Source organism: Pyruvatibacter sp. (assembly GCF_040219635.1).
Lineage (GTDB): Bacteria > Pseudomonadota > Alphaproteobacteria > CGMCC-115125 > CGMCC-115125 > Pyruvatibacter.
Genome location: NZ_JAVJSC010000011.1, coordinates 1 through 21608 on the forward strand (window position 1 = coordinate 1; position 21608 = coordinate 21608).

The 21608-nt window shown below is 59.8% G+C and carries 19 protein-coding genes; 15 read left to right on the forward strand and 4 right to left on the reverse strand.

All coding sequences use genetic code 11. From position 1 onward, the window contains the following. The 5 genes from RIB87_RS15270 to RIB87_RS15290 all read left to right on the forward strand — a co-directional run. Positions 1-751, forward strand: a 751-nt coding sequence (locus RIB87_RS15270) for a choice-of-anchor D domain-containing protein (protein WP_350148272.1), incomplete at its 5' end; no start/stop codon positions are given. Positions 752-763: 12 nt separating this feature from the next. Beyond that, positions 764-2011, forward strand: a complete 1248-nt coding sequence (locus tag RIB87_RS15275; protein WP_350148274.1) for an autotransporter outer membrane beta-barrel domain-containing protein — start codon at positions 764-766, stop codon at positions 2009-2011. A gap of 96 nt (positions 2012-2107) precedes the next feature. After that, positions 2108-3436, forward strand: a complete 1329-nt coding sequence (locus tag RIB87_RS15280) for an alkyl sulfatase dimerization domain-containing protein (protein WP_350148276.1) — start codon at positions 2108-2110, stop codon at positions 3434-3436. A 118-nt stretch (positions 3437-3554) separates the two neighbouring features. Further along, positions 3555-4040 (forward strand): styrene oxide isomerase, encoded by a 486-nt coding sequence (locus RIB87_RS15285; protein ID WP_350148278.1) that lies wholly within the window; start codon positions 3555-3557, stop codon positions 4038-4040. A gap of 22 nt (positions 4041-4062) precedes the next feature. Next, positions 4063-4992, forward strand: coding sequence for a metal-dependent hydrolase (locus RIB87_RS15290; protein ID WP_350148280.1), 930 nt, complete (start codon positions 4063-4065; stop codon positions 4990-4992). Here the strand turns inward: RIB87_RS15290 and RIB87_RS15295 are convergent. The 3 genes from RIB87_RS15295 to RIB87_RS15305 form a co-directional block, all read right to left on the reverse strand. Beyond that, positions 4989-6458: a M20 family peptidase gene (locus RIB87_RS15295; RefSeq protein ID WP_350148282.1), complete on the reverse strand. Its 1470-nt coding sequence runs from the start codon at positions 6456-6458 to the stop codon at positions 4989-4991. The genes RIB87_RS15290 and RIB87_RS15295 overlap by 4 nt on opposite strands. 117 nt (positions 6459-6575) lie before the next feature. Further along, positions 6576-6812 (reverse strand): hypothetical protein, encoded by a 237-nt coding sequence (locus RIB87_RS15300; RefSeq protein WP_350148284.1) that lies wholly within the window; start codon positions 6810-6812, stop codon positions 6576-6578. Next, complete coding sequence (locus RIB87_RS15305; RefSeq protein ID WP_350148286.1) at positions 6809-9094, reverse strand: molybdopterin-containing oxidoreductase family protein; 2286 nt, start codon at positions 9092-9094, stop codon at positions 6809-6811. The genes RIB87_RS15300 and RIB87_RS15305 overlap by 4 nt, the downstream gene beginning before the upstream one ends. A 197-nt stretch (positions 9095-9291) precedes the next feature. On the opposite strand from RIB87_RS15305, the gene RIB87_RS15310 reads away from it, so the two are divergent. Together RIB87_RS15310 and RIB87_RS15315 are read left to right on the forward strand one after the other, a co-directional pair. After that, the gene (locus RIB87_RS15310) at positions 9292-9789 is read left to right on the forward strand and encodes a winged helix-turn-helix transcriptional regulator (RefSeq protein ID WP_350148288.1); all 498 of its coding nucleotides are present in this window, start codon (positions 9292-9294) and stop codon (positions 9787-9789) included. 129 nt (positions 9790-9918) lie between these two features. Further along, on the forward strand, positions 9919-10827 hold the full coding sequence (locus RIB87_RS15315) for a phosphatase PAP2 family protein (RefSeq protein ID WP_350148290.1): 909 nt from the start codon (positions 9919-9921) through the stop codon (positions 10825-10827). Here RIB87_RS15315 and pyrC read toward each other — a convergent pair. Continuing rightward, positions 10824-11858, reverse strand: a complete 1035-nt coding sequence (gene pyrC, locus RIB87_RS15320) for a dihydroorotase (RefSeq protein WP_350148292.1) — start codon at positions 11856-11858, stop codon at positions 10824-10826. The genes RIB87_RS15315 and pyrC overlap by 4 nt on opposite strands. Positions 11859-12052: 194 nt before the next feature. Here pyrC and RIB87_RS15325 point away from each other — a divergent pair, with 194 nt between their 5' ends. The 8 genes from RIB87_RS15325 to RIB87_RS15360 all read left to right on the forward strand — a co-directional run bounded on the left by RIB87_RS15325 (position 12053) and on the right by RIB87_RS15360 (position 21598). Then, positions 12053-13579 (forward strand): flavin-containing monooxygenase, encoded by a 1527-nt coding sequence (locus RIB87_RS15325; protein ID WP_350148294.1) that lies wholly within the window; start codon positions 12053-12055, stop codon positions 13577-13579. Between the two features lie 130 nt (positions 13580-13709). Further along, on the forward strand, positions 13710-14633 hold the full coding sequence (locus tag RIB87_RS15330; RefSeq protein ID WP_350148296.1) for an alpha/beta fold hydrolase: 924 nt from the start codon (positions 13710-13712) through the stop codon (positions 14631-14633). Continuing rightward, positions 14630-16030, forward strand: a complete 1401-nt coding sequence (locus RIB87_RS15335) for an MFS transporter (RefSeq protein ID WP_350148299.1) — start codon at positions 14630-14632, stop codon at positions 16028-16030. Before RIB87_RS15330 ends, RIB87_RS15335 begins: the two co-directional genes overlap by 4 nt. A 149-nt stretch (positions 16031-16179) precedes the next feature. Then, positions 16180-18624 (forward strand): phosphoenolpyruvate synthase, encoded by a 2445-nt coding sequence (gene ppsA, locus RIB87_RS15340; protein WP_350148301.1) that lies wholly within the window; start codon positions 16180-16182, stop codon positions 18622-18624. A 25-nt stretch (positions 18625-18649) separates the two neighbouring features. Beyond that, positions 18650-19651 (forward strand): hydroxyacid dehydrogenase, encoded by a 1002-nt coding sequence (locus tag RIB87_RS15345; RefSeq protein ID WP_350148303.1) that lies wholly within the window; start codon positions 18650-18652, stop codon positions 19649-19651. Between the two features lie 120 nt (positions 19652-19771). Further along, a complete protein-coding gene (locus RIB87_RS15350; RefSeq protein WP_350148305.1) occupies positions 19772-20647 on the forward strand; it encodes a TauD/TfdA dioxygenase family protein in 876 nt (291 codons plus the stop codon). A 230-nt stretch (positions 20648-20877) separates the two neighbouring features. Further along, on the forward strand, positions 20878-21261 hold the full coding sequence (locus RIB87_RS15355; RefSeq protein ID WP_350148308.1) for a VOC family protein: 384 nt from the start codon (positions 20878-20880) through the stop codon (positions 21259-21261). A 55-nt stretch (positions 21262-21316) separates the two neighbouring features. Then, positions 21317-21598, forward strand: coding sequence for a type II toxin-antitoxin system RelE/ParE family toxin (locus tag RIB87_RS15360; protein ID WP_350148310.1), 282 nt, complete (start codon positions 21317-21319; stop codon positions 21596-21598). Positions 21599-21608: the final 10 nt, after the last annotated feature.

A 21608-nucleotide genomic window follows, 5' to 3' on the forward strand; every position in this document is an offset into this window, starting at 1 on the left:
AGATGTGACCGGCGGCCAGGTGGCCCGCACCTTCACGGTGAACGCCACAGGGACGTCGAATGTGGGGCTGACCGGCACACCCGTTGTTGCCCTCGCAGGTGCCCATGCGGCCGATTTTTCCGTGACCTCCCAACCGTCCAGTACGACCATTCCTGACTTCTCCCCGCGCACGTTTGTGGTGACGTTTGATCCATCAGCGGCCGGCCTGCGCACGGCGACCGTCTCCATCGACAACAACGTAGCGGGCAAGACCCCCTACACATTCTCCATCGCAGGCACCGGCACCGTTCTCGCGCCTGAAATAGCCGTGCGGGGCAACGGTGTGGAGATCGTGTCGGGCGACGTAACGCCTGCAGCAGCCGACAACACCGATTTTGGCGGTATTGATATTGTAGCCGGCACGCAGGCCAACACTTTTACCATCGCCAACACCGGCACCGGCCTACTCACGCTGGGGGCCAATGCCTTGACGCTTGGCGGGGTCAACGCCGCCGACTTTGCCGTCGCCGCGCAACCCGCTATCAACGTGGCCGCCGCTGCGAGCACTACTTTCACCGTGACATTTGATCCGTCTGCGGAAGGTGCGCGAACGGCTACGGTGTCCATCGCCAACGATGATGCGGACGAAGCGCCCTACACATTTACCCTTCAGGGCACCGGCCAGGCCGGCGGCACCATCACGCTGGTGCAAACCATTGCCGGGCCTGACGTGACCACGCAGTTCACATCATCCACTGCCGTTCTCAATTGATCCCTCACAACCGTGAGCGGCACTGCAACCCTGACTGTGCCCGGCGTGCCCGTGGGCACGCACACGGTGACCGCTGCAAATCTTGTGTCGCTTGGCTATGGCATCACGTCCATCACCTGCACCGACAGCAGGGCGACCGTTGATATTGCCACCGCTGCCGCCACTATCGTGCTCACCGGCGGGGAAACCGTCATCTGTACATTCGTGGCCATTGAAGCGCGTGCTGCGACCTCGCGGATGATCGCTGATTTTCTCGGCGCGCGCGGCACGTTTTTGCTGGCCAACCAGCCCGGCTCAGGCAGACGCACGGCCAGGTTCAGCAGCACAAAAATCGGCAGTACGGCCAGCGGCTCGCTGGCGGGCTTTGGCTTGTCCGGGTCAATCCCGCTGCCGGTGCAGGTGGCTTTCTCCGGCGACATCTTGTCGTTCTCATCTGCCATGGGGTGGGGCACACAGCCCGGCGTGAAGGCCGACGACGACACGGCGCCGGTGTTTGATCTTGATCGCCGGACACTCTGGGTTGAAGGCACAATCGCGGGCTTTGATGACCGCCAGTCCGATGGGTCGTTCGGCGTGGTCTATGCAGGCGCAGACCAGCTTGTAACGCCGGACATTCTGGTCGGCGCGCTGGTGCAGTATGACTGGTTCAGGCAAAACGCCGATAATGGCGGCGAGGTCACCGGCACCGGCTGGATGGCAGGCCCCTATGCAACGTTCAGGCTGGACGATGTTTTGTTTGCTGATGTGCGCGCCGCGTGGGGCCGCTCCAGCAATGACGTCAGTCTCAATGGTCAGTACACCGACAGTTTTGACACGACCCGGTGGCTGGCCAGCGGCGCCCTCATTGGCGATTTTCAGGATGGTGCCTGGAGCATAAGGCCAACTGTTTCGCTCGCCTATCTGAGCGAGACACAGGAAAGTTTTACCAACACACTCAATGTGGCGATCCCCGGCCAGACCGTGTCGCAGGGTGAAGTAAGCGCAGGCCCGCAGATCGGCTATGTGTTCGAGTTGCCCTCAGGTGACGTGCTGTCACCGTCTGTCAGCTTTAACGGTGCATATGTGTTTGGCGACGACGGCCTGTTTTCCGACGGCTCACTGGCCAAGGAAGTGAGTGGCCTGCGCGGGCGCACCGGGGCGGGCCTCGACTACCGTATGCCCGGCGGCACGTCGCTGGCCATCAGCGGCAACTTTGATGGCATCGGCACCAATGCCTCCATATATGGCGGCTCGCTCAAGCTCTCCATTCCGTTGAACTAGGCAGTACGCCGACAGTCTCGCTTCCTGCCGCAAATTAATGATAGTTTGCAGATCAAAGGGTGGGCACAGAAATCCCGCCATATCCGGGAGCGAGAAATGTCCGAGATTCTGGCGCGGTCTGCGCACTATATCGACAATGGCGTGTATGAAGGCGCGGGTCTCATCAACCGTCCGACGACGGAGCTTTCCGAGGTTGGCGACGGTGTGGCGCTCATTGAGGCGTTCAGCCATGTGGTGGCGCTCAAGTCCGGCGATGGGCTGGTGCTGTTTGATACCAGCCTCGATGCGTTTGCCGGTGGGGTGCTTACGTCGCTGCGCAAGTGGAGCGACGAGCCCGTCACGCATATCTGCTACACCCACGGCCACGCCGACCATGTGGGCGGCACCGGGGCCATTTTGTGCGAGGCCTGCGACAAGGGCCACACCCGCCCGCAGGTTGTGGCCCACGAAAATGTGTCGCCCCGTTTCAGGCGCTACGAACTGACCAACGGCTACAACTTCACCATCAATGCGCGCCAGTTTGCACCCGCATCGGAGCTCAAGATGGGCGGCGGTGGAAATGGAAACGCAGGCGGCACACCGCAGCCGCGCCGCTTTGGCCCGGACCCGTGGGTTGATCCGGATACGACCTTTCGTGATGCCATGACGTTGCGCGCGGGCGACCTGACGTTTCAGCTCAACCACGCCATTGGCGAAACCGACGACCATCTGTGGGCCTGGATTCCCGAACACAAGGCCATTTGCTCCGGTGATTTTGTCACCTGGGTGTTTCCCAATGCGGGTAACCCGCAAAAAGTGCAGCGCTATCCGCTGGAGTGGGCCAAGGCCCTGCGCGATATGGCAGCGAAAGAGCCTGAGCTTCTGCTGCCCGCCCACGGCCTGCCGATCGAGGGCAAGGCACGCATTGCAACGGTGCTTGATACCATTGCCACAGCCCTTGAAACGCTGGTGCATCAGGCCCTTGAAATGATGAACAACGGCGCACGGTTTGACGATGTGCTGCACAACGTCAAACTCCCCGGCCATTTCATCGACAAGCCCTATCTCAAGCCCGTGTACGACGAGCCGGAGTTCATTCTGCACAATGTATGGCGGCTCTACGGCGGCTGGTACGATGGCAACCCGTCCCGCCTCAAACCAGCGCCTGACGCAATGCTGGCGCAGGAAATTGTCGCGCTGGCCGGTGGCGTCGCCCCCGTCATTGCTCGTGCGCAGGCGCTGGCGCAAACGGGCGAAGACGCCGACATGCGCCTCGCCTGTCATCTTGTTGAGGCGGCAGCTTTGGCGGAGCCTGACAACCGCGACGCCCACGTGGCCCGCGCGCAGATATATGGTGCCCGCCGCAAGGCCGAACTGTCGTTGATGTCAAAGGGCATATTTGGCTGGGCTGAGCGGGAATCCACCAAAAAGGCGGGCGATTCCTAGCCTTTGAGTCGCGCGGCAACTGGCCAAAGTGCGTAGTTCAAATCCGTGTTTTACTTCGGGGTGGTCGATGGCCCCCTCCGGGTATAGCGTTTTGCAAAAATACGGGGGGAGACACCGCATGACACTCGACAAAAACCAGCGCCTGGTCGTTCGCCACGCACTCATCATTTGCCTGCTCGGCCTTGTCGGCGGCTTCATGCTGGCGTTCAGCGCGCTGGGGCAAATCTCCCTTTCGCCCCTGCCCATCGTGTTTGACTACGCCATTCCCGGCGAGCCATCACAATGGCGCGCGGTGCATGTGGGCAGCATCATGAATGGCATCATGGCCATCGTCTTTGCTCTGCTCATTCCGTATCTCACGCTCAGCGCCGCCGCAGTGCGCCGCATCTCCATCGGCCTGGTGCTGACGGTCTGGGGCAATGCGTTCTTTTACATCTTCGGTATTTTCACGCCCAATCGCGGTCTGTCGCTGGGCGACAACCCGGTGGGTGAGGCAAGCTGGGCCGCGCCGCTGGCGTTCCTGCCTGCCTTCGCTGTGGCCATCGTGCTGATTGTCATTGTGGTGGCCATGCTGCGCGCCGTGCCAAGCGATAACAACACTTAAACTCCCTGTACGGAACATTATCATGTCCGACGCAATTCAACCCCAACCAACGCCAACCATCAGCAGCGATGAGCACCCGATGGACGACATCCCGGTGCGCCCGCTTGAGTTTGACGTGGAGGCGCTGACGCCGGAACAAATTGTGTGGAGCCGCTCGTCGCCGGAGTTCTCGATCTACATAAATGCGTTTGGTGTGCATGTGCCGTATTTCGAGCGTTACTTGATCCGCTCCATGTCCACCGCCAAGAAGCACATCACTGATGAACGTCTGCGCGCCGACATGAGTGCCATCACCGGGCAGGAAGCCCACCACGCCAAAAACTTTCTGGCCTTCAACAAGAAACTGGCCACCCGTTACCCGCGCGTCGCGCAGCTTGATGAGCGTGCCCGTGTGTTCTTCACACACCGTGCCAAAACCGACGATCTCAAACGCCTGGTCGGCTTCACGTCGGGCTATGAAACATTCACGTTTCTGGCCGGCATGATTATTCTCGCCAACTACGAAAAGTGGCTTCAGGATTCTGACCCCACCATCAAGGCTTTGTGGGTGTGGCATCAGGTGGAAGAAGTGGAACACGGTGCCGTAGCCTTTGAGGTGTACAAGGCGCTGTATGGTGAGCAGGAGTGGTACCGCAAATACATGATTTTGGTGGCGCTGCTCCACATCGTGAAGGAGCTGCTGGCTGCCTACTTTCACATGTGCCGCGTCGAGGGTTATTTCAAAAGCCCCGGCAAGGCGATCAAGGCCACGTGGTTTGTGGCGGCAACCGCAGGGCAGATGGTGTGGCACTGCCTGCCCACCTTCTCCAGGCGCTATCATCCGCGCAGGCACCCGCTGGCCACCACCAAACAAAACGCCATCGCCATTGCGTGGCGTCGCTATATCAAAAAAGGCGGCGACGTGTTGAAGATCGACCGCGACAAGATGAGCCGCATCATCAGCTTCAGCTAAGGGGCGGTGTACCTTTCGAGTGACGACAACAGCTCAATGTAAAAGTCTGTGGCGTACACCAGATTGGCAATTGACACTTTTTCATTGGTGCCGTGAATGGTGGTGATGTCGTCCGGCCCCAGCACAAAGGGGTGAAAGCGGTACGCATCATCTGCGACCAGCGCATAATGCTTGCTGTCTGTGCCGGCCACCGTCAGTCCCGGCGCGATGGCCACCTCACCAAACACAGCGTGGGTTGCGGCAACCATTGCTTCAAAGCCCGCTGACGTTGTGCTGGCCACCGGCGACGCATTGTTGCCGCGCCGCGCGATCACTTCAATGTTGTCCGCGCCAATGGCGTTTTCCACGTGCGCCACAACACTGTCCACCGTGTCGCGCGGGTGCAGCCTGAAGTTGACGGTTGCTGTCGCCGTGATCGGCAGCACATTCTCCTTGATGCTGGCCGACAGCATGGTCGGCGCCGTTGTGGTGCGCAGCATGGCGTTGCCCGCGGGAAGCCGCGTCAACATGCCTTCAATCATGCCGCCAAACAGCCATTGGTTGGCAAACGCCATACGCTGGGTAAACGGCATGTGCCGCGCAAGGCTTGAATAGGCTTCACCCGACACGCCATCCAGCCCGCCGGGCACTGGCGCATCGCGCAGTTTCACCAGCGCGGCCGCGAGTGTCGTCACAGCGGTATCGCCCGGTGGCATGGAAGAGTGGCCGCCTGTCGCACTCGCCACAATATCAATGGTGACGTAGCCCTTTTCAGCGACGTTTATCATCGCCACGGGCTTGTCGAGGCCGGGAATAAGTCCGTCGAGCACGAACGAACCTTCGTCCAGCGACCACGCTAGCTGAATGTCGCGTTCGCGCAGATATTCAACAACGCTTGCCGCACCCACACGTCCTCCAATCTCCTCGTCATGGCCGAAGCTGAAATACACTGTTTGTTGCGGCTGAAAGCCGCGCTCCAGCAGCATGGTGGCGGCTTCCATCATCGCAATGATGGCACCCTTGTCGTCCAGCGCACCGCGTCCCCATACATAGCCGTCGGCGATAATGCCCGCATAAGGGGGCTGCTCCCATTGGTCCTCCGTACCCGGAATAACAGGCACCACGTCGTAATGCGCTGTGAGCAACACCGGCCGGGCGGACGTATCACGCCCGCGCCATTCCAGCAAAATAGTGTGGTCAGCAATAAGTGTGCGGTTCATCGCGGTGTGCGCTGCGGGGTAGGTGGCCTCAAACCACGCAATGAACCCATCAAAAGCGGCAACGTCACCCGCATCCGGGTCTTGCCGCGAGATGGTTGGAAACTGAATGGCCTCAGCCAGGTGCCCCGCCAGGACGTCTGCATCCGGCGCGTGGGTAATGGTGTTTGTTGCCTCGTGCTCAGGAGGCGTGAACATCAGCGTGCGAATGATGACGATGGCAGCCAGAAGTACAACCAGCGAGACAGCGGCAAGGAGCAGCTTTTTCATTTTTCTTATTGTCTTTCTTATTGTCCGTTTTGATGAGCCAACAAAGATCAAGGCTAGCAACCGGCAAGGGCCACATCAACGCACAAACACGAAAGGCGGGCGTTGGGTCTGCGCTCCCTAAACGGTTTCGCCGCGCTGATAACGTTCCAGTTCGTCCGGGTCAAACCCTTCATCGTTGTCAATCAGTTCGTCGCGCATGAAGTCCTTTTCCGGGTCAACAGCGGTTGCCCGCACCACAATGGCGCGGCACAATTTGTCGAGAAACGACGTGTTGCGTGAACTGCGTGCCGCCAGCCAGACCATCAGTCGCGCACTGCGCTGCTGGGCGCGGATCTGCTTGTCCGTAGCGGTCATTCTGCAGGCTCCATGGTGCGTGCTTCGTTGGTTGCCTTTGCCTCTGCATCATCCGCCAGCGGTGCCACGCGGCATGGAATGCCCTTGATATGGGGAATGCCCTGCTCACGGTCGAGAAAGTCCGGGTCATCCCGACACAGTTGTGCGTCGCTATAGTCCAGCGCACCACTTAAGTGCCCAATGCCTTGCTGCATTTCCGGTTTCCACCAGCCATGCGGCACACGCACCAGATCGTCGGGCATGGCATCCTTGATCGCCAGCTTGGCCTTGATCCGGCCCAACTGGTTTTCAACGGTCACCCATTCACCCTCTTTCACACCGGCAGCGCGCGCCGTTTTTTCGTTGAGAAATATTTCCGGCTCCGGGTGGCGGGCCCGCATTTCGGGAATATGCCTGTGCCCGGTCTGGAAAAACCCGTCCTCGCGCACGCCGGTAAACATCAGCAGCGGATAATTCTCGTCCTTGGGCGGGTCTTCCCGGAAGTAGGGAAGCGGATCAAACCCCAGATCTTCAAGGATGGATGACTTGAGCTCTACCTTGCCGCTGGGTGTGGCAAAGCCGGTTTGCTCATAGGTCTTGAAGGCGGGCGTCTTGAAGTAAACGTCGGTTTGCACCAGCTCACCAAAAGTCTTGCCGGTACGCGCCACGCGATAGTCATAAAAGTCTTCAAGCGTTTGCCAGGGTACAAGCTCCGGCCGGTCGAGTGCGCCGGCAATGCTTTTCCAGAACGAAAACGTGCTGCGGCATTCGCCGGGCGGTTCCATGGCCTGTTCAGAAAACCGCACGGTTGACATCCACCCGAACATATCGTGCAGCCACGGCCGTTCCAGCCAACTGTCCGCAGGCAGAACATAATCGGCAAGTTGTGCGGAAGGCGTCATGAACTGCTCATGGGCGACAATCAGATCCTGATTCATCATCGCCTTTTGAATGAGCGGCATGTTGGCAAAGCTCATCAGCGGGTTGTTGCCGAGGAAGAAAAACGCCTTTACCGGATACTCGCCTTCGCCCGCCATGGCGCGGAAGGTGGCGGACGGCGTGGCCATGTGGCAGCCCATCACGAGGTTGGCGTATTCCTGGCCATACACGCGCTTTGTCGGCTCCCTGAAAGGAAGCTGCCCGCGATACGTGAAAGCAGGATGCTCTTTCGAGCCAAGCTGTTTGGCTTTTTGCTCGTCCGACAGCACGTCGTGCATTTCAATTTCGGATTCGTTGATGATGTCCGGGTTGAAGCCCTGCAACAGCTCACCGCCGGGCACATCCACGTTGCCGCAAATGGAGCGAAGGATTGTTTGCAGTCGGATGCCTGAGGTGCTGTTGCGCTGCATATCCGTAATCGGCGTCCAGGGAATGATCGCCGGACCGCTGGTCGCATACACGCGGGCGGCTTCGGCAATCATTTCAGGATCACAGCCGGTCAGCTTTGCAACCCGTTCAAGCGGAAACTCGTTTACGCGCTGCTTCAGGTCTTCAAAGCCGATGGTCCAGTTTTTGACGAACTCCTTGTCATACAGCTCTTCGTCGATGATGACCTTGAGCCAGCCGAACATCATGGCTGCATCGCTGCCCACCTTGAGGGGCAACCAGATGTCCGCACGTTCAGCACTCGAACTGCGGCGCGGGTCCATGACAATGAGTTTGGCGCCCTTCGCCTGCGCACTGCGGATTGAGTTGTAGAGCGGCGTCCAGCTATGGCGACGCGGATTGTGCCCCATCAGCACAATGCATTTGGTGTTGGCAAAGTCGCCGAACGGAAACCACCCATAGGTAAAGCGGTTCACGGCGGCGGTGTTACCCGCGCACAGCGCCACACCACTGATCCAGTTTGGCGAGCCCACATGGTTCATGATCCGGCGGCCAAGCCCGTGGTCTGTTGCGGTGTTCCACTGACTGGTGGACACAGCCCAGGCTTCCGGCCCGTGATCGGCGATTACCTTCTTGAGGCGGGTGCCGATGTCACGCATGGCGTCATCCCACGTGACCTGTTCCCACTCGCCTGAGCCGCGCTCGCCGACCCGCCTGAGCGGATGCAGAATGCGGTTCGGGTGGGCAAGGCCCTTGGGTGCGATGATGCCCTTCATGCAGATATTGTCCCGAAAGATCGGGTTGTCTGATGACCTGACTTTGGTCACGCGGCCCTTTTGCACTTCACCCACAACCGTGCAGGCAATGTCGCAGGCGGCGCATATGAGTTTTTTTGTTGTTACGCCCGCGCGTACCGGCCGCTCTTTGAACGTCGCCGTGGCAATGGCTTCGGGGTCGAAGGGGGCTGCTGCGGGCATGGCGTTTGTGTCCAATGCTGATCTGGATGAGGGAACGAACCGGCTACGAAATCAGGTTAGTCCAATAACTGGACTGAGTCGAGGGACTGCACTATATACAAAGCCGGGATACAAAGCCGGGCTTTATATACAAAGCCGGGCATTGGCTTTGGTGCTGGTTGGGCATCGGCGGCACATCAGCGTCAGGAGAGCGGCAAATGAAATGGGATGATCTGCCGAATGAGCAGTGCTCCATGGCCCGCACGTCTGTCGTGCTGGGTGACCGTTGGACGCTGGTTATTCTGAGCGACATTTTTCTCGGTGTGCGTCGTTTTGAAGATTTTCAAAAGCGGCTGGGCATTTCGCGGACCACCCTTGCAAACCGGCTCAGGCTGCTTGAGCAGCATGGTGTGCTCACCCAACGGCAATATGAGGAGAGGCCGCCGCGCTTTGAATACCGGCTGACCCCCAAGGGCATGGGGCTTTATCCGGCCGTCGTCGCGCTGCTTGATTGGGGCGACGAACATTATTCAGATGCCGCCGGTCCGCCCATTCTGCGCCGCCATACAACCTGCGGCCACGACTTTGCCGGTATGCTGCATTGCAGTCACTGCCATGAGCCTGTGACCCCGCATGATGTGGAGGCGCGCAAGCGCACCGCAGACAACCGCTTTGCCGAGGTAAGGCGCGGGCCGGTCAACCGCCGCGGAAGCTGATATTTCGCTGGCAGCGGCTGCTGTGCTAGCGTTTCAGTCAGCCGGCATCAAATAGCCGGAGAACACAATAAGCACGCCGCTCTTCGCCATCGGCATTGCTTTGCAGTGCAATAGGGGGTGTGCGGACCAATGGATGCTTTTTTGTACTCAATGGAATGGGTGCTGCCGCTGCGCAGCGAGTGGGCGACGCCTATCGCAAAGGGCTTCACGTGGCTGGGCTACGCGCCGTTCTTTCTGATCTTTCTGCCCATCGGCTATTGGCTGTGGGACCGGGCCATGTTCACCCGTCTCACTGCGCTTGTTGCCATCACTGCTGTCGTCAACGGCTGGTTCAAGGATCTCTGGCAGGATCCGCGACCTCCGGCTGAAATCCAGCTCGACGGACAGGTGACAGGTTCTCCCGGCCGTCCGTCGGGGCATACCCAGGTTGCTGTCGTCATGTGGCTGTGGCTGGCCTATGAAGTGCGCCGCCCGTGGATGTGGGGGGTGTGCATTGTGCTTGCCGTCGGCGTCAGCTTCAGCCGTCTGTATCTGGGCGTGCATGATGTGGACGACGTGTTGACCGGCACGGCGCTGGCGCTGCTAACGCTTGCGCTGTTTGCCTGGTTGGTGTCGCCGTCAAACTCCCTTGTCATGGCGCTACGCCGGGCACCGGTTGCTCAGCTCATTTTGGTGTTTGCTCTTGTGCCGCTTATTGCAGCGCTTTGGCCAACCGCCGTTGAAGCGGCAGACCGTGCAACCCATACAGGCTCCGGGCCGATCCTCTCCGTGATGTTCATGCTGGCGGGCTGGCTGGCCGGTGCGGCACTCGACACGCGTCTGGCCCCTGACCGCGCACGGTCGGCGTGGTGGCAGATGGTCATCATGGCAGTTGCAGGCATCGTCGTGTTGTTTGTGCTGCGCGATGCAATCGAGGCGGCGGGAACATCCCTTGGGCTGTCAGATGACGTCACCGGCTGGGTCGGCGGCACCATTCTGGGCTTTTACATGACGGGTCTGGCCCCCATCGCGTTCAGGGCCGCGCGGTTGATGCGCTAGTCCACCAGCCGCCAGTGAATGCTTTCGCCTGCGTGGAACGGCACGATTGCGATGTGTCCGTCCTCAATCACGTCGGGCACTGCATGGGCGGTGCGTTCAAGGGTGACGGTGCCGTCATTGAGCGGCAGGCGATAGAACTGCGGGCCGAACTCGGAGGCGAAGCCTTCAAGTTTTGCCAGCGCGCCTTCCTCCTCAAAGGTCTGCGCGTAGCTTTCAATCGCCACAGGTGCACTGAAAATGCCTGCGCAGCCGCAGGCGCTTTCTTTTTCTGATTTGTGATGCGGCGCTGAATCCGTACCCAGAAAAAACTTGTGGTTGCCCGACGTTGCGGCTTTGCGTAACGCCTCGCGGTGCTTGCGCCGCTTGGCAACGGGCAAACAATACGCGTGAGGCCGCATACCGCCCGCAAACATGTCGTTGCGGTCTATGCGCAGATGATGCGCTGTTATGGTGGCGGCAACATTCGGCCCGGCCTCGCTAACAAACACAACCGAGTCTTCCGTCGTGATGTGCTCCAGCACCACCCGCAGCGCCGGGAAATCTTTCAGCATCGGGCCAAGCGTTGTCTCCAGAAACACCGCCTCGCGGTCAAAAATATCGATCTCCGGCGACACGACCTCGCCGTGGATCAAAAGCGGCATACCGATGGTCTGCATCCGCTCGAACACCGCGGACAGTTTTTTAACGTCCGTGACGCCTGCCGCCGAATTGGTGGTGGCGTTCGCCGGGTACAGCTTGCACGCCGTGAACACGCCCTCGCGAAAACCGCGCTCAATCTCGTCGGCATCAATGTCGTCGGTCAGGTAGGCGGTCATCAGCGGTGTGAAGCCATGGTCAGGCCGCACGGCGTGGCGAATGCGGTCACGGTAGTGGGTTGCGGCGGCCACCGTCGTGACGGGCGGCACAAGATTGGGCATGACGATCGCGCGGGCAAACTGCCGGGCGGTAAAGTTGGCGGCGAGCGCCAGCATCTCGCCATCGCGCAGGTGCACATGCCAGTCGTCCGGGCGGCGTAATGTAAGTGTTTCCATGTTTTAACGGGTATCAGCCCGCCCTTGTCCGTTCAAGCGGACGCGCCGCCGCACCCCTGATGCACCCCGACGGCCCGCAAGTTGATTTGTGTCATTTGACAGTTTGTCAGATTGCGTCAGGCTGACCCTGAAATCAAAATGGGCGCGCAGCCTGCATACAGCGCCCGACCAAAGCATATCCAGGGAGCAGACACATGCCAGATACCGCACCCCTCACCCGGGCCAACCCCAAATCATCAAATGGCCCCCAAAACGGCAAAGCCGAGCACTTTGATGTGCTTGTTGTCGGTGCCGGCATTTCCGGCGTCGGCGCGGCCTACCACCTTCAGGACCAGTGCCCTGACAAGAGTTACGTTGTGCTGGAAGCGCTTGAAGATTTTGGCGGCACCTGGTGGATGCATCGTTATCCCGGCATCCGCTCCGACAGTGACCTTTATACATTCGGCTATCGCTTCAAGCCGTGGACCGGCAACCCGATTGCGACGGCCGAAGAAATCCGCACCTATATGGGCGAGGTGATCGGTGAAAATGGCATCGGCGAGCACATCCGCTACCACCACAAGATCCTCTCCGCCGACTGGTCCGATAAAGACAAGCAGTGGACGCTGCACGCCACGCGCACCGACACCAACGAAGACCTGGTGTTTACCTGCAATTTCCTGTGGATGTGCCAAGGCTACTATCGCCACTCGGAAGGCTATACGCCTGACTGGCCGGACATGGACAAGTTCAAGGGCGACATTGTTCACCCGCAGACCTGGCCTGAAAACTACGATTACAAAGGCAAGAAAGTGATCTGCATCGGCTCCGGCGCGACGGCAGCCACAATCGTGCCCGCCATGGCGCCGGACTGTGAGCACATCACGGTGTTGCAGCGTTCACCGACATATTTTGTGCCCGGCCGCAACGAAAACGAGCTTGCTGATTTGCTGCGCGTGCTTGAGGTGGACGAAACATGGATCCACGAAATCACCCGCCGCGCCGTGCTGTACAATCAGGCTGAACTTACCCGTCGTGCGTTTGAAGAGCCTGAGGTCGTGAAGGAAGAACTGCTTGAGGGCATCAAGGAGTTTTTGCCGCCGGACTACGACATTGCCAAACACTTCACACCCAAATACCGCCCGTGGCGTCAGCGTGTGGCATTCGTGCCGGACGGGGATTTGTTCGAGGGCATCAAGGCGGGCAAGGCCTCCATGGTGACTGACGAGATCGAGCGCTTCACCGAAAAAGGCATTCTGCTGAAGTCCGGCGAGGAGTTGGAGGCCGACATCATCGTCACCGCCACAGGCTTCAACCTGTGTGTGCTCGGAGACATCACGTTTTCCATCAACGGCGAACCGATGGCGTTCAGCGACACCATCACCTATCGGGGCATGATGTTTACGGGGATGCCCAACATGGTGTGGGTGTTCGGCTATTTCCGTGCAAGCTGGACGCTGCGTGTTGATCTGGTCGGTGATTTTGTCTGCAAGCTGTTGAAAAACATGGACAAACGCAACGCCAGAAAAGTGACTGTGGCGCTGCGCCCCGAAGACAAGGACATGCCCATTCTGGACTGGATAGACCCGGAAAACTTCAACCCCGGCTACCTGATGCGCAACATGCACCTGCTCCCCAAACGTGGCGATAAACCCGAATGGCAGCACAATCAGGACTACTGGATTGAACGCGACCAGCTCCCCGCCATCGACGTGAATGACGCAGCGTTTGTGTATGAATAAAGCCAACTGACGGGCGCGCGCATAACAGGTCGCAGCCGCGCGCCCTATCGGCATCTGTTGTGAACGTGGTACGCAGCGTGCGCGCGCTTATGCGTACCGTGCGCTGTTTGTCACCACGTTGCCAGGTCCCATGCCGTCTTACCCTCACGCCGACCCCCGCCACGCTTTCTTTGATGGCTCTGAAGCCCGCATTTCCTTTTGGGAGTGGGGCGACCCTGATGGCCAGCCGGTCGTGCTTGTGCACGCCACGGGCTTTCATGCCCGCGTGTGGGATGAAACCGTCAGGCATCTTCCCGACAGCTATCGGATCATTTCGGTGGATATGCGCGGGCATGGCCTGAGCGAGAAGAAAGGCCTGCTGCTGGACTGGTCGCTGGTGGCGCATGATGTCAGCGAGCTGTTGGACCATCTGGCGCTCAAAAACGTCATCGGTGTTGGTCACTCCATGGGCGCACATTGCATGTCGCAGGTGGCGCTCGCGCATCCTGATATGTTTGAACGTCTGCTGCTGGTTGACCCGGTGATGATGGAACCGGAACGCTACGCCACAGATGGCAAGGCAGAGCTGATGGACCCGGCAGAGCACCCCGTCGGCAAGCGCCGCGACCAATGGCGCGACTGGCAGGAGATGTATGACCGCTTCAAGGACCGGCACCCTTATTCGCTGTGGAAGCCGCAGGCGCTTGAAGATTATTGCCGCTATGGCATTCGTCCGCATCCGGACGGTGAGGGTTTCGCGCTTGCCTGCCCGCCGCATGTGGAAGCATCGGTTTATATCGGCAGCGTCAACGGTTGCCTGTATGGCCGCCTGAACGCCATCAAGGTGCCCGTCACAATTCTGCGTGCCAAGGGGCGAGCACCGGGTGATGAAAAGTTGATGGACTTTGCCATCTCGCCCACCTGGGACCAGCTCCACACCGAGTTTGCCAACGCGCGCGACGTGCATCTGCCGCATCTCAGCCACTTCATGCCGATGCAGGATCCGGCACTGACGGCGTATTTCATCCTCAACGCGACCGCTACGGCCGACGAGGCGATCGCAGCCGCCAAATGAGCGACATCACCCACATTCCTCCGGTCTATGACCCAAAGAAAGCCCAGCAGGTACTGTGGGCGGGAATGATCGGCATGTTGGCGACCGGGTTTCCGTTCACCATCCTGACAGTGGCGCTCAACCTCATTGCGGTCGATTTTGGCGTTAGTGAAGCCTTCGCCGCATGGACCGTGTCAGCGCCCATGCTGGTGTCTGCCGCAGCGCTGCCATTGATCGGCAAGCTGGGCGATATGTTTGGGCACCGGCGTATTTTCATCGGCGGCATTCTGGGCTCAACGGTTTTTGCGTTCATGTGCATGGTCGCGTGGGACATCTGGTCGCTGATTGCGTTTCGCGTGTTATCGATGGTGATGGCGGGGGCAACCGGCCCCTCGGCCATGGCGATCTTGTTTCACGTTTATCCCCCGCAACACCGCACCCAGGCCATTAGCTGGTGGTCCATGGGCGGGCCGGGCGCAGCAGCCCTTGGCCTCATTCTCGGCGGCCCGTTTGTGGAGCTGCTGGGGTGGCGCTCTGTATTTTTGCTCCAGGCAGCCACCGGCATCGGCGCGGTTATTCTGGCATGGCGCGTGCTGCCGGAAACCGAACGCCAGCCCGCAAAGTTCGACCATGTGGGCAATCTCATTTTGCTCGTCGCGCTGTCGTGCCTTCTGTTTGTCATCGGCGCGTTTGCCGAGCCTGGCGTCTCTACTGCGTGGCTGGTCAGCGCAGGTATTCTTGGCTTTGTCGGCCTTGGCGTATTCCTGCTGTATGAAAGTTCCATCAGCGACCCCATCGTGCCGCCCGCGCTCTTTTTGCGCCGCAACTTCAATGCGCCTGTCATCTGCAATTTCTTTTTGCAGATGTCGTATCTGGGGGCCCTGATTGCGACACCGCTGGTACTGATCGACCACTTTGGCTACTCCGTATCCGTCGCTGCCGTGCTGATGCTGACCCGCACGGTCAGCCTCACCCTTGCATCCCCCCTTGGCGGCGTCATCGCCACCCAGTGGGGAGAGCGGTTGGGCACGGTCCTGGGCGTGCTGCTGCAGGCTGGTGGCCTGGTGCTTGTTGCGGCGGGTGTGTATGTCACCAGCGTTCCCATATTGCTGCTGGGGCTGGTGTTGCAGGGCATTGGTCACGGTATCGCCATGCCGCCGCTCGCGGCCATCATCGCCACGGCAGTGCCGTCGTCGCAATTCGGTATGGCATCAGGCATGAGCCGTCTGGCCGGGCAAATCGGCTCATCATTCGGCCTCAGCCTGTTCGGCGTGTTGCTGACGTTGCCTGACGACGTGATGAGCCTGCCGACGATCTTTGCCATCGGCGCCGCCATTGCGTTCGTCGCCGCCGTACCGGCGTCGCTGCTGTCAATGAAGCATCGCCGCCAGCTTGCGACGCAGAAAACCGGCGATTAGCCCGCATCCCACCGGCACCCCCCACCGCTTGCGCTAAGTCATGGTTGCCATGTCATGGCCGTGACATGTTTCTTTGCTGCCCTGTCAAAGACAGGAATCGAAGCCCGCGCCACTGGCCGGGCAACGCTACAAAGGGATGTATCGTACCCATGGCCGCTCGCCGCCCCGCCCGACAAATACCATTACAGGACATGATCCTGTGGCTTGAAGATGCCCGCGTGAACGACGTGCCGCGCGTCGGCGGCAAAAATGCATCCCTGGGCGAGATGATCGCCAATCTTTCCGCGATGGGCGTGGATGTGCCCGGCGGCTTTGCCACCACAGCCGATGCCTACCGTATGTTTGTGGCTGCCAACAAACTCGACAAGATCATCAGCAAGCAAACCCGCGCTCTGGCTGCGGGCAAGGCGGAGCTTGCAGAGGTTGGCAAGACAATCCGCAAGGCATTTTTGAAAGCCGAGATGCCCGCCGAACTGGAGGCCGTCATATCAGACGCCTATCGCGAGCTTGGCAACCGCGAAGGCAAGCGCAAGCCCGACGTGGCCGTGCGCTCGTCGGCTACGGCGGAAGATTTGCCCGAAGCGAGTTTCGCCGGTCAGCAGGAAAGTTACCTCAACATCCAGGGGGCAGCCTCTTTGCTGGAGCATGTGCGCCGCTGCTATGCGTCGCTGTTCACTGATCGGGCCATCACCTATCGCAACAACAACGGGTTTGACCATTTGCAGGTCGCGCTGTCTGTCGGCGTGCAGCGCATGGTGCGCTCCGATCGCGGGGCGGCAGGTGTGATGTTTTCCATCGACACTGAAACGGGGTTCCCGGACGTGGTGCTCATCACCGGGGCATGGGGTCTGGGCGAAGCGGTGGTGCAGGGCATTGCCGACCCGGACGAATACATGGTGTTCAAGCCGCTGCTTGAGGATGACGCGCTGGTGCCCGTCATCGAGCGCACGCTGGGCACGAAGGAGAAAAAGCTGGTCTATGCCGATACGCATGGCAAAAAAAGCAGCAAGAAACCCACCAGGTGGCTGCGCACCAAGGCTGACGAGCGCACGCGCTTTACCCTGAGCAACGACGAAGTGCTGAAACTCGCGCGCTGGGCCGTTATCATTGAAAAGCACTATGGCTGCCCGATGGACATCGAGTGGGCCAAGGACGGCAAGAGCGGCGACCTCGCCATCGTGCAGGCGCGCCCTGAAACCGTGCAGTCGCGCGCCGAAGCAACCGACCTTAAAACCTTCCGTATAAAGAACAAAGGCAAGCAGATTTGCGGTGGGCTGGCAGTAGGGTCAGGGGCTGCGGCGGGCAAGGTCATCAACCTGTCCAGCCCGCGCGACATCGCTAAGTTTGAGGACGGGGCGGTGCTTGTCACCACCATCACCGACCCGGACTGGGTGCCGATCATGAAGCGCGCTGCCGCCATTGTGACGGATCATGGGGGCCGCACCAGCCATGCCGCCATTGTCAGCCGTGAACTTGGATTGCCTGCCATCGTCGGCACCCACAACGCCACGCGCGTGCTCAAGACCGGCATGGACGTGACCGTCTCGTGCTCAGAAGGGGATGAAGGCCGCATTTACGAGGGCATCGCCAAGATCAAGGCCGAGGCGTTGAGCCTCGACAACCTGCCCGACACCAAGACCCGCGTCATGCTCAATATGGCTACACCCTCTGCGGCTCTGCGCTGGTGGCGGCTGCCGGCGGACGGCATCGGCCTTGCCCGCATGGAGTTCATCGTCAACAACATCATCAAGATCCACCCGCTGGCGCTCACCCGCTTTGACGAGGTGACCGACAAATCCGCACGCCGGAAAATTGAAAAAATGACTGAGGGCTACGCATCCAAGCCCGACTATTTTGTCGATACGCTGGCCTATGGCGTGGCACGGCTTGCAGCTTCGCAGCACCCCGACCCGGTCATCGTGCGCATGAGCGATTTCAAGACCAACGAATATGCCGAGCTGATCGGCGGGCGTCAGTTCGAGCCCAGGGAAGAAAACCCGATGATCGGCTGGCGCGGGGCCAGTCGCTATTATTCCAAAAACTACGCCGACGGGTTTGCGCTTGAGTGCAGGGCGCTAGCGAAAGTGCGCAAGCAGATGGGGTTCACCAATGTTGTTGTGATGATCCCGTTCTGCCGCACACTGGAGGAAGCTGATTCAGTCCTTGCCATCATGGCCGAACACGGCCTGGTGCGCGGCGAGGACGGGCTTGAGATCTACGTGATGTGCGAAGTGCCGTCGAACGTCATTCTGGCGGACGAGTTTTCCCGGCGCTTTGACGGCTTTTCCATCGGTTCCAACGACCTCACCCAACTGACGCTGGGCGTGGACCGGGATTCAGCGTTGCTCGCGCATCTGTTTGACGAGGAAAACCCTGCCGTTACCCGCATGATCGAAATGGTGATTGCCACCGCACATGAAAACGGGTGCAAGGTGGGCCTGTGCGGGCAGGGGCCAAGCGACAAACCAACATTTGCAAAATTTCTGGTGGAGGCGGGCATCAACTCAATGTCGGTGACGCCGGACAGTTTTATCCGCACCAAACATGCGGTTGCCGAAGCCGAGGCAAACGCACCACCGGTTGCCGCGCGGTAGCCTTTGCGCAAAGGACGGTGTCGGGATGAAGATCGTCGTCTTCGAGACAGAAGAATGGGAGATGGAGCCGCTGCGCTCGCTGGCGGTGGACCACGACGTCACCTTTGTGCCCCAGCGCCTCAAACCGGAAAACGCAGCCGATTATGCAGACGCCGACATCATCTCACCATTTGTGTATTCCAGCGTGACGGCTGAGACCCTGGCGGCGCTGCCAAACCTCAAACTCATTGCCACGCGCTCCACCGGCTATGACCATATCGACGCCGACACCTGCGGTCGGCGCGGCATTGGCGTGGCCACCGTGCCCACCTATGGCGAAAACACGGTCGCTGAACATGTGTTTGCCCTGCTGCTCGCCGTCTCGCACAAAATGGTGGAAGCAACCGACCGCACCCGGCGCGGCGACTTCAGCCAGGCGGGCCTGCAGGGGTTTGACCTGATGGGCAAAACCATCGGCATTGTCGGTACCGGCCATATCGGCCTCAACACCATCCGCATTGCCAACGGGTTCAACATGCGGGTCATCGCCCATGACGCTCACCCCAACGAGGATGCGGCCCGCAGCATGGGCTTTGAGTATGTGTCGCTGGATCAACTGCTCACCACCGCCGACATCATTTCGCTGCATGTGCCCGGCGGTGCGGACACGGACCACATGATTGGTGAGGCGGCCTTTAACAAGATGAAAATGGGAGCCGTGCTCATCAACACCGCACGCGGCAATCTTATTGACGTAAATGCACTGCTCAAGGCGCTGGCTACCGGCAGGCTCGCCGGTGCCGGGCTCGACGTGCTGCCCGAAGAACCCACCATCCGCGAAGAGGCAGAGCTGCTGCGCTCGGTCTATATGCGCCGCCACAACCTCGAAACGCTGCTGGCGGACCATGTGCTGCTGCACCTGCGCAATGTGGTCATCACGCCGCATTCAGCCTTCAACACCCGCGAGGCCATGCAGCGCATTCTGGTAACAACCCGCGCCAATATTGATGCTTTTCTTGACGCCAAAGAGCTTAACCGCGTGGTCTGAAAAGCAGCTCACCGGCATACCGCCGCCGGTAGAAAACCGGGTGATGCCGTGCTCTAATGGACACCATCAAAACAGGACGGCCCAAAGGCCGCGCGACATCAGGGTTCAGGAGCAAAGATCATGACGGCAGTTGACGTACGCCCGCTTGACGGCGTTGGCGCGGAGATTCACGGCGTGGACATCGCCAGGGGCTTGTCCAACACCGAGTTCGACGCCATCCACAAGGCGTTTTCAGATCATGGCCTGATCTTCTTCCGCGATCAGAGCATTTCCGAGCAGGACCACATCAACCTGGCCCGCAAGTTTGGCGAAATAGACATCAACCGCTTTTTTGCCGCCCACCCGGACTATCCCGAAATTGCCATGGTCTCCAAGGATGTGGATCAGAAGGATAATATCGGCGGTGGTTGGCATACGGATCATTCCTACGATCAGGACCCCGCCATGGGCTCCATCCTTGTTGCCCGCGAGCTGCCGCAAACCGGCGGCGACACCATGTTTGCATCCATGTATGCGGCCTATGACGGCCTGAGCGACGGCTTCAAGAAAATGCTCGGCTCGCTCAGCGCCGTGCATTCAGCGGCGCACATTTTTGGCACCGCACCCGACACCCACTACAACCAGACCGATGCCGCAGCGCTGGACCATGAAAGCAAGAACGACGGCCGCATCCAAAACGCGGATGTAGCCGACGCCATGCCGGAGGTAATCCACCCGGTCATCGTTACGCATCCCCTGTCCGGCAAGAAGGCGCTGTATGTGAACCCCGCCTTCACCGTCAGGTTCGAAGGCTGGACCGAAGAAGAAAGCCGCCCGCTGATGCAGCAGCTTTTCGCGCAATGCGCGCGGCCCGAATACACCCACCGTTTTGTGTGGAAGCCCGGCTCCATCGCCTTCTGGGACAACCGCGCCACCTGGCACTGGGCCTTGAACGACTACAACGGCCAGCGCCGCGTGATGCACCGCATCACGGTACAAGGCTGCCCGCTGACGTAGGTGGCTACACGTACATTGCCTCCCCGCGACTTGATCGCGGGGCCCAGAGCGACGGGCACTGCCCTCGCAAGCAGCCCCTGGATTCCGCGATCAAGTCGCGGAAAGGCAATATCGAGACCAGCCGCATGACTTCGGCACATGTGATCGCTTCACCACCCACAGCCCGCTTGCGCAAAGCGCCAAGCACCGTCACGCTCCCTGTCGCATAAATATCAGGGAGCGTGCCCGCCATGGAACGCCAACTCGATCTGGGAAATTTCTCAGTCAGCCTCGCCGTCAAAAACCTCAAGGCCTCACGCGCCTTCTACGAGAAGCTGGGCTTCGCCGTCATCGGCGGCGACGAAGCGCACAACTTCCTCATCCTCGCCAGCCCCTCAGCCACCATCGGTCTTTTCCAGGGCATGTTCGAAAAAAACACCCTGACCTTCAATCCCGGCTGGGACGCCCAAGGTAACACGCTGGATGATTTCAAAGACGTCCGCAACATCCAGAAAGCACTCAAGGCAGACGGCATCACCCTCATCGAAGAAACCGACGAAACCACCACCGGCCCCGCCCACATCACCCTCGTTGACCCCGACGGCAACCCGGTGCTGATTGATCAGCATGTGTGATCTTGCAGGCACGGAAAATACGTGATACGTAATACGTATAAATTGGGTCGGCGATATGGCAATAATTTCGTTCCGGGACAAAGACTGCCAGAAAGTCTATCTGGGCCAGCGCAGTCGGAAGTTTGGCACCATTGCCCGTCGCGCTTTGATACAGCTTCGCCGCATTGATGCGAGCCATCTTCTTGACGACTTGCGCGTGCCGCCGGGCAACCGCCTCGAAGCTCTGAAGGGCGACAGGCGCGGACAGCATTCTATCCGTATCGATCACCAGTGGCGCATCTGCTTTGTCTGGAAAGACGGTGATGCCCATGACGTCGAAATCGTTGACTACCATTGAGTGAGGAAAA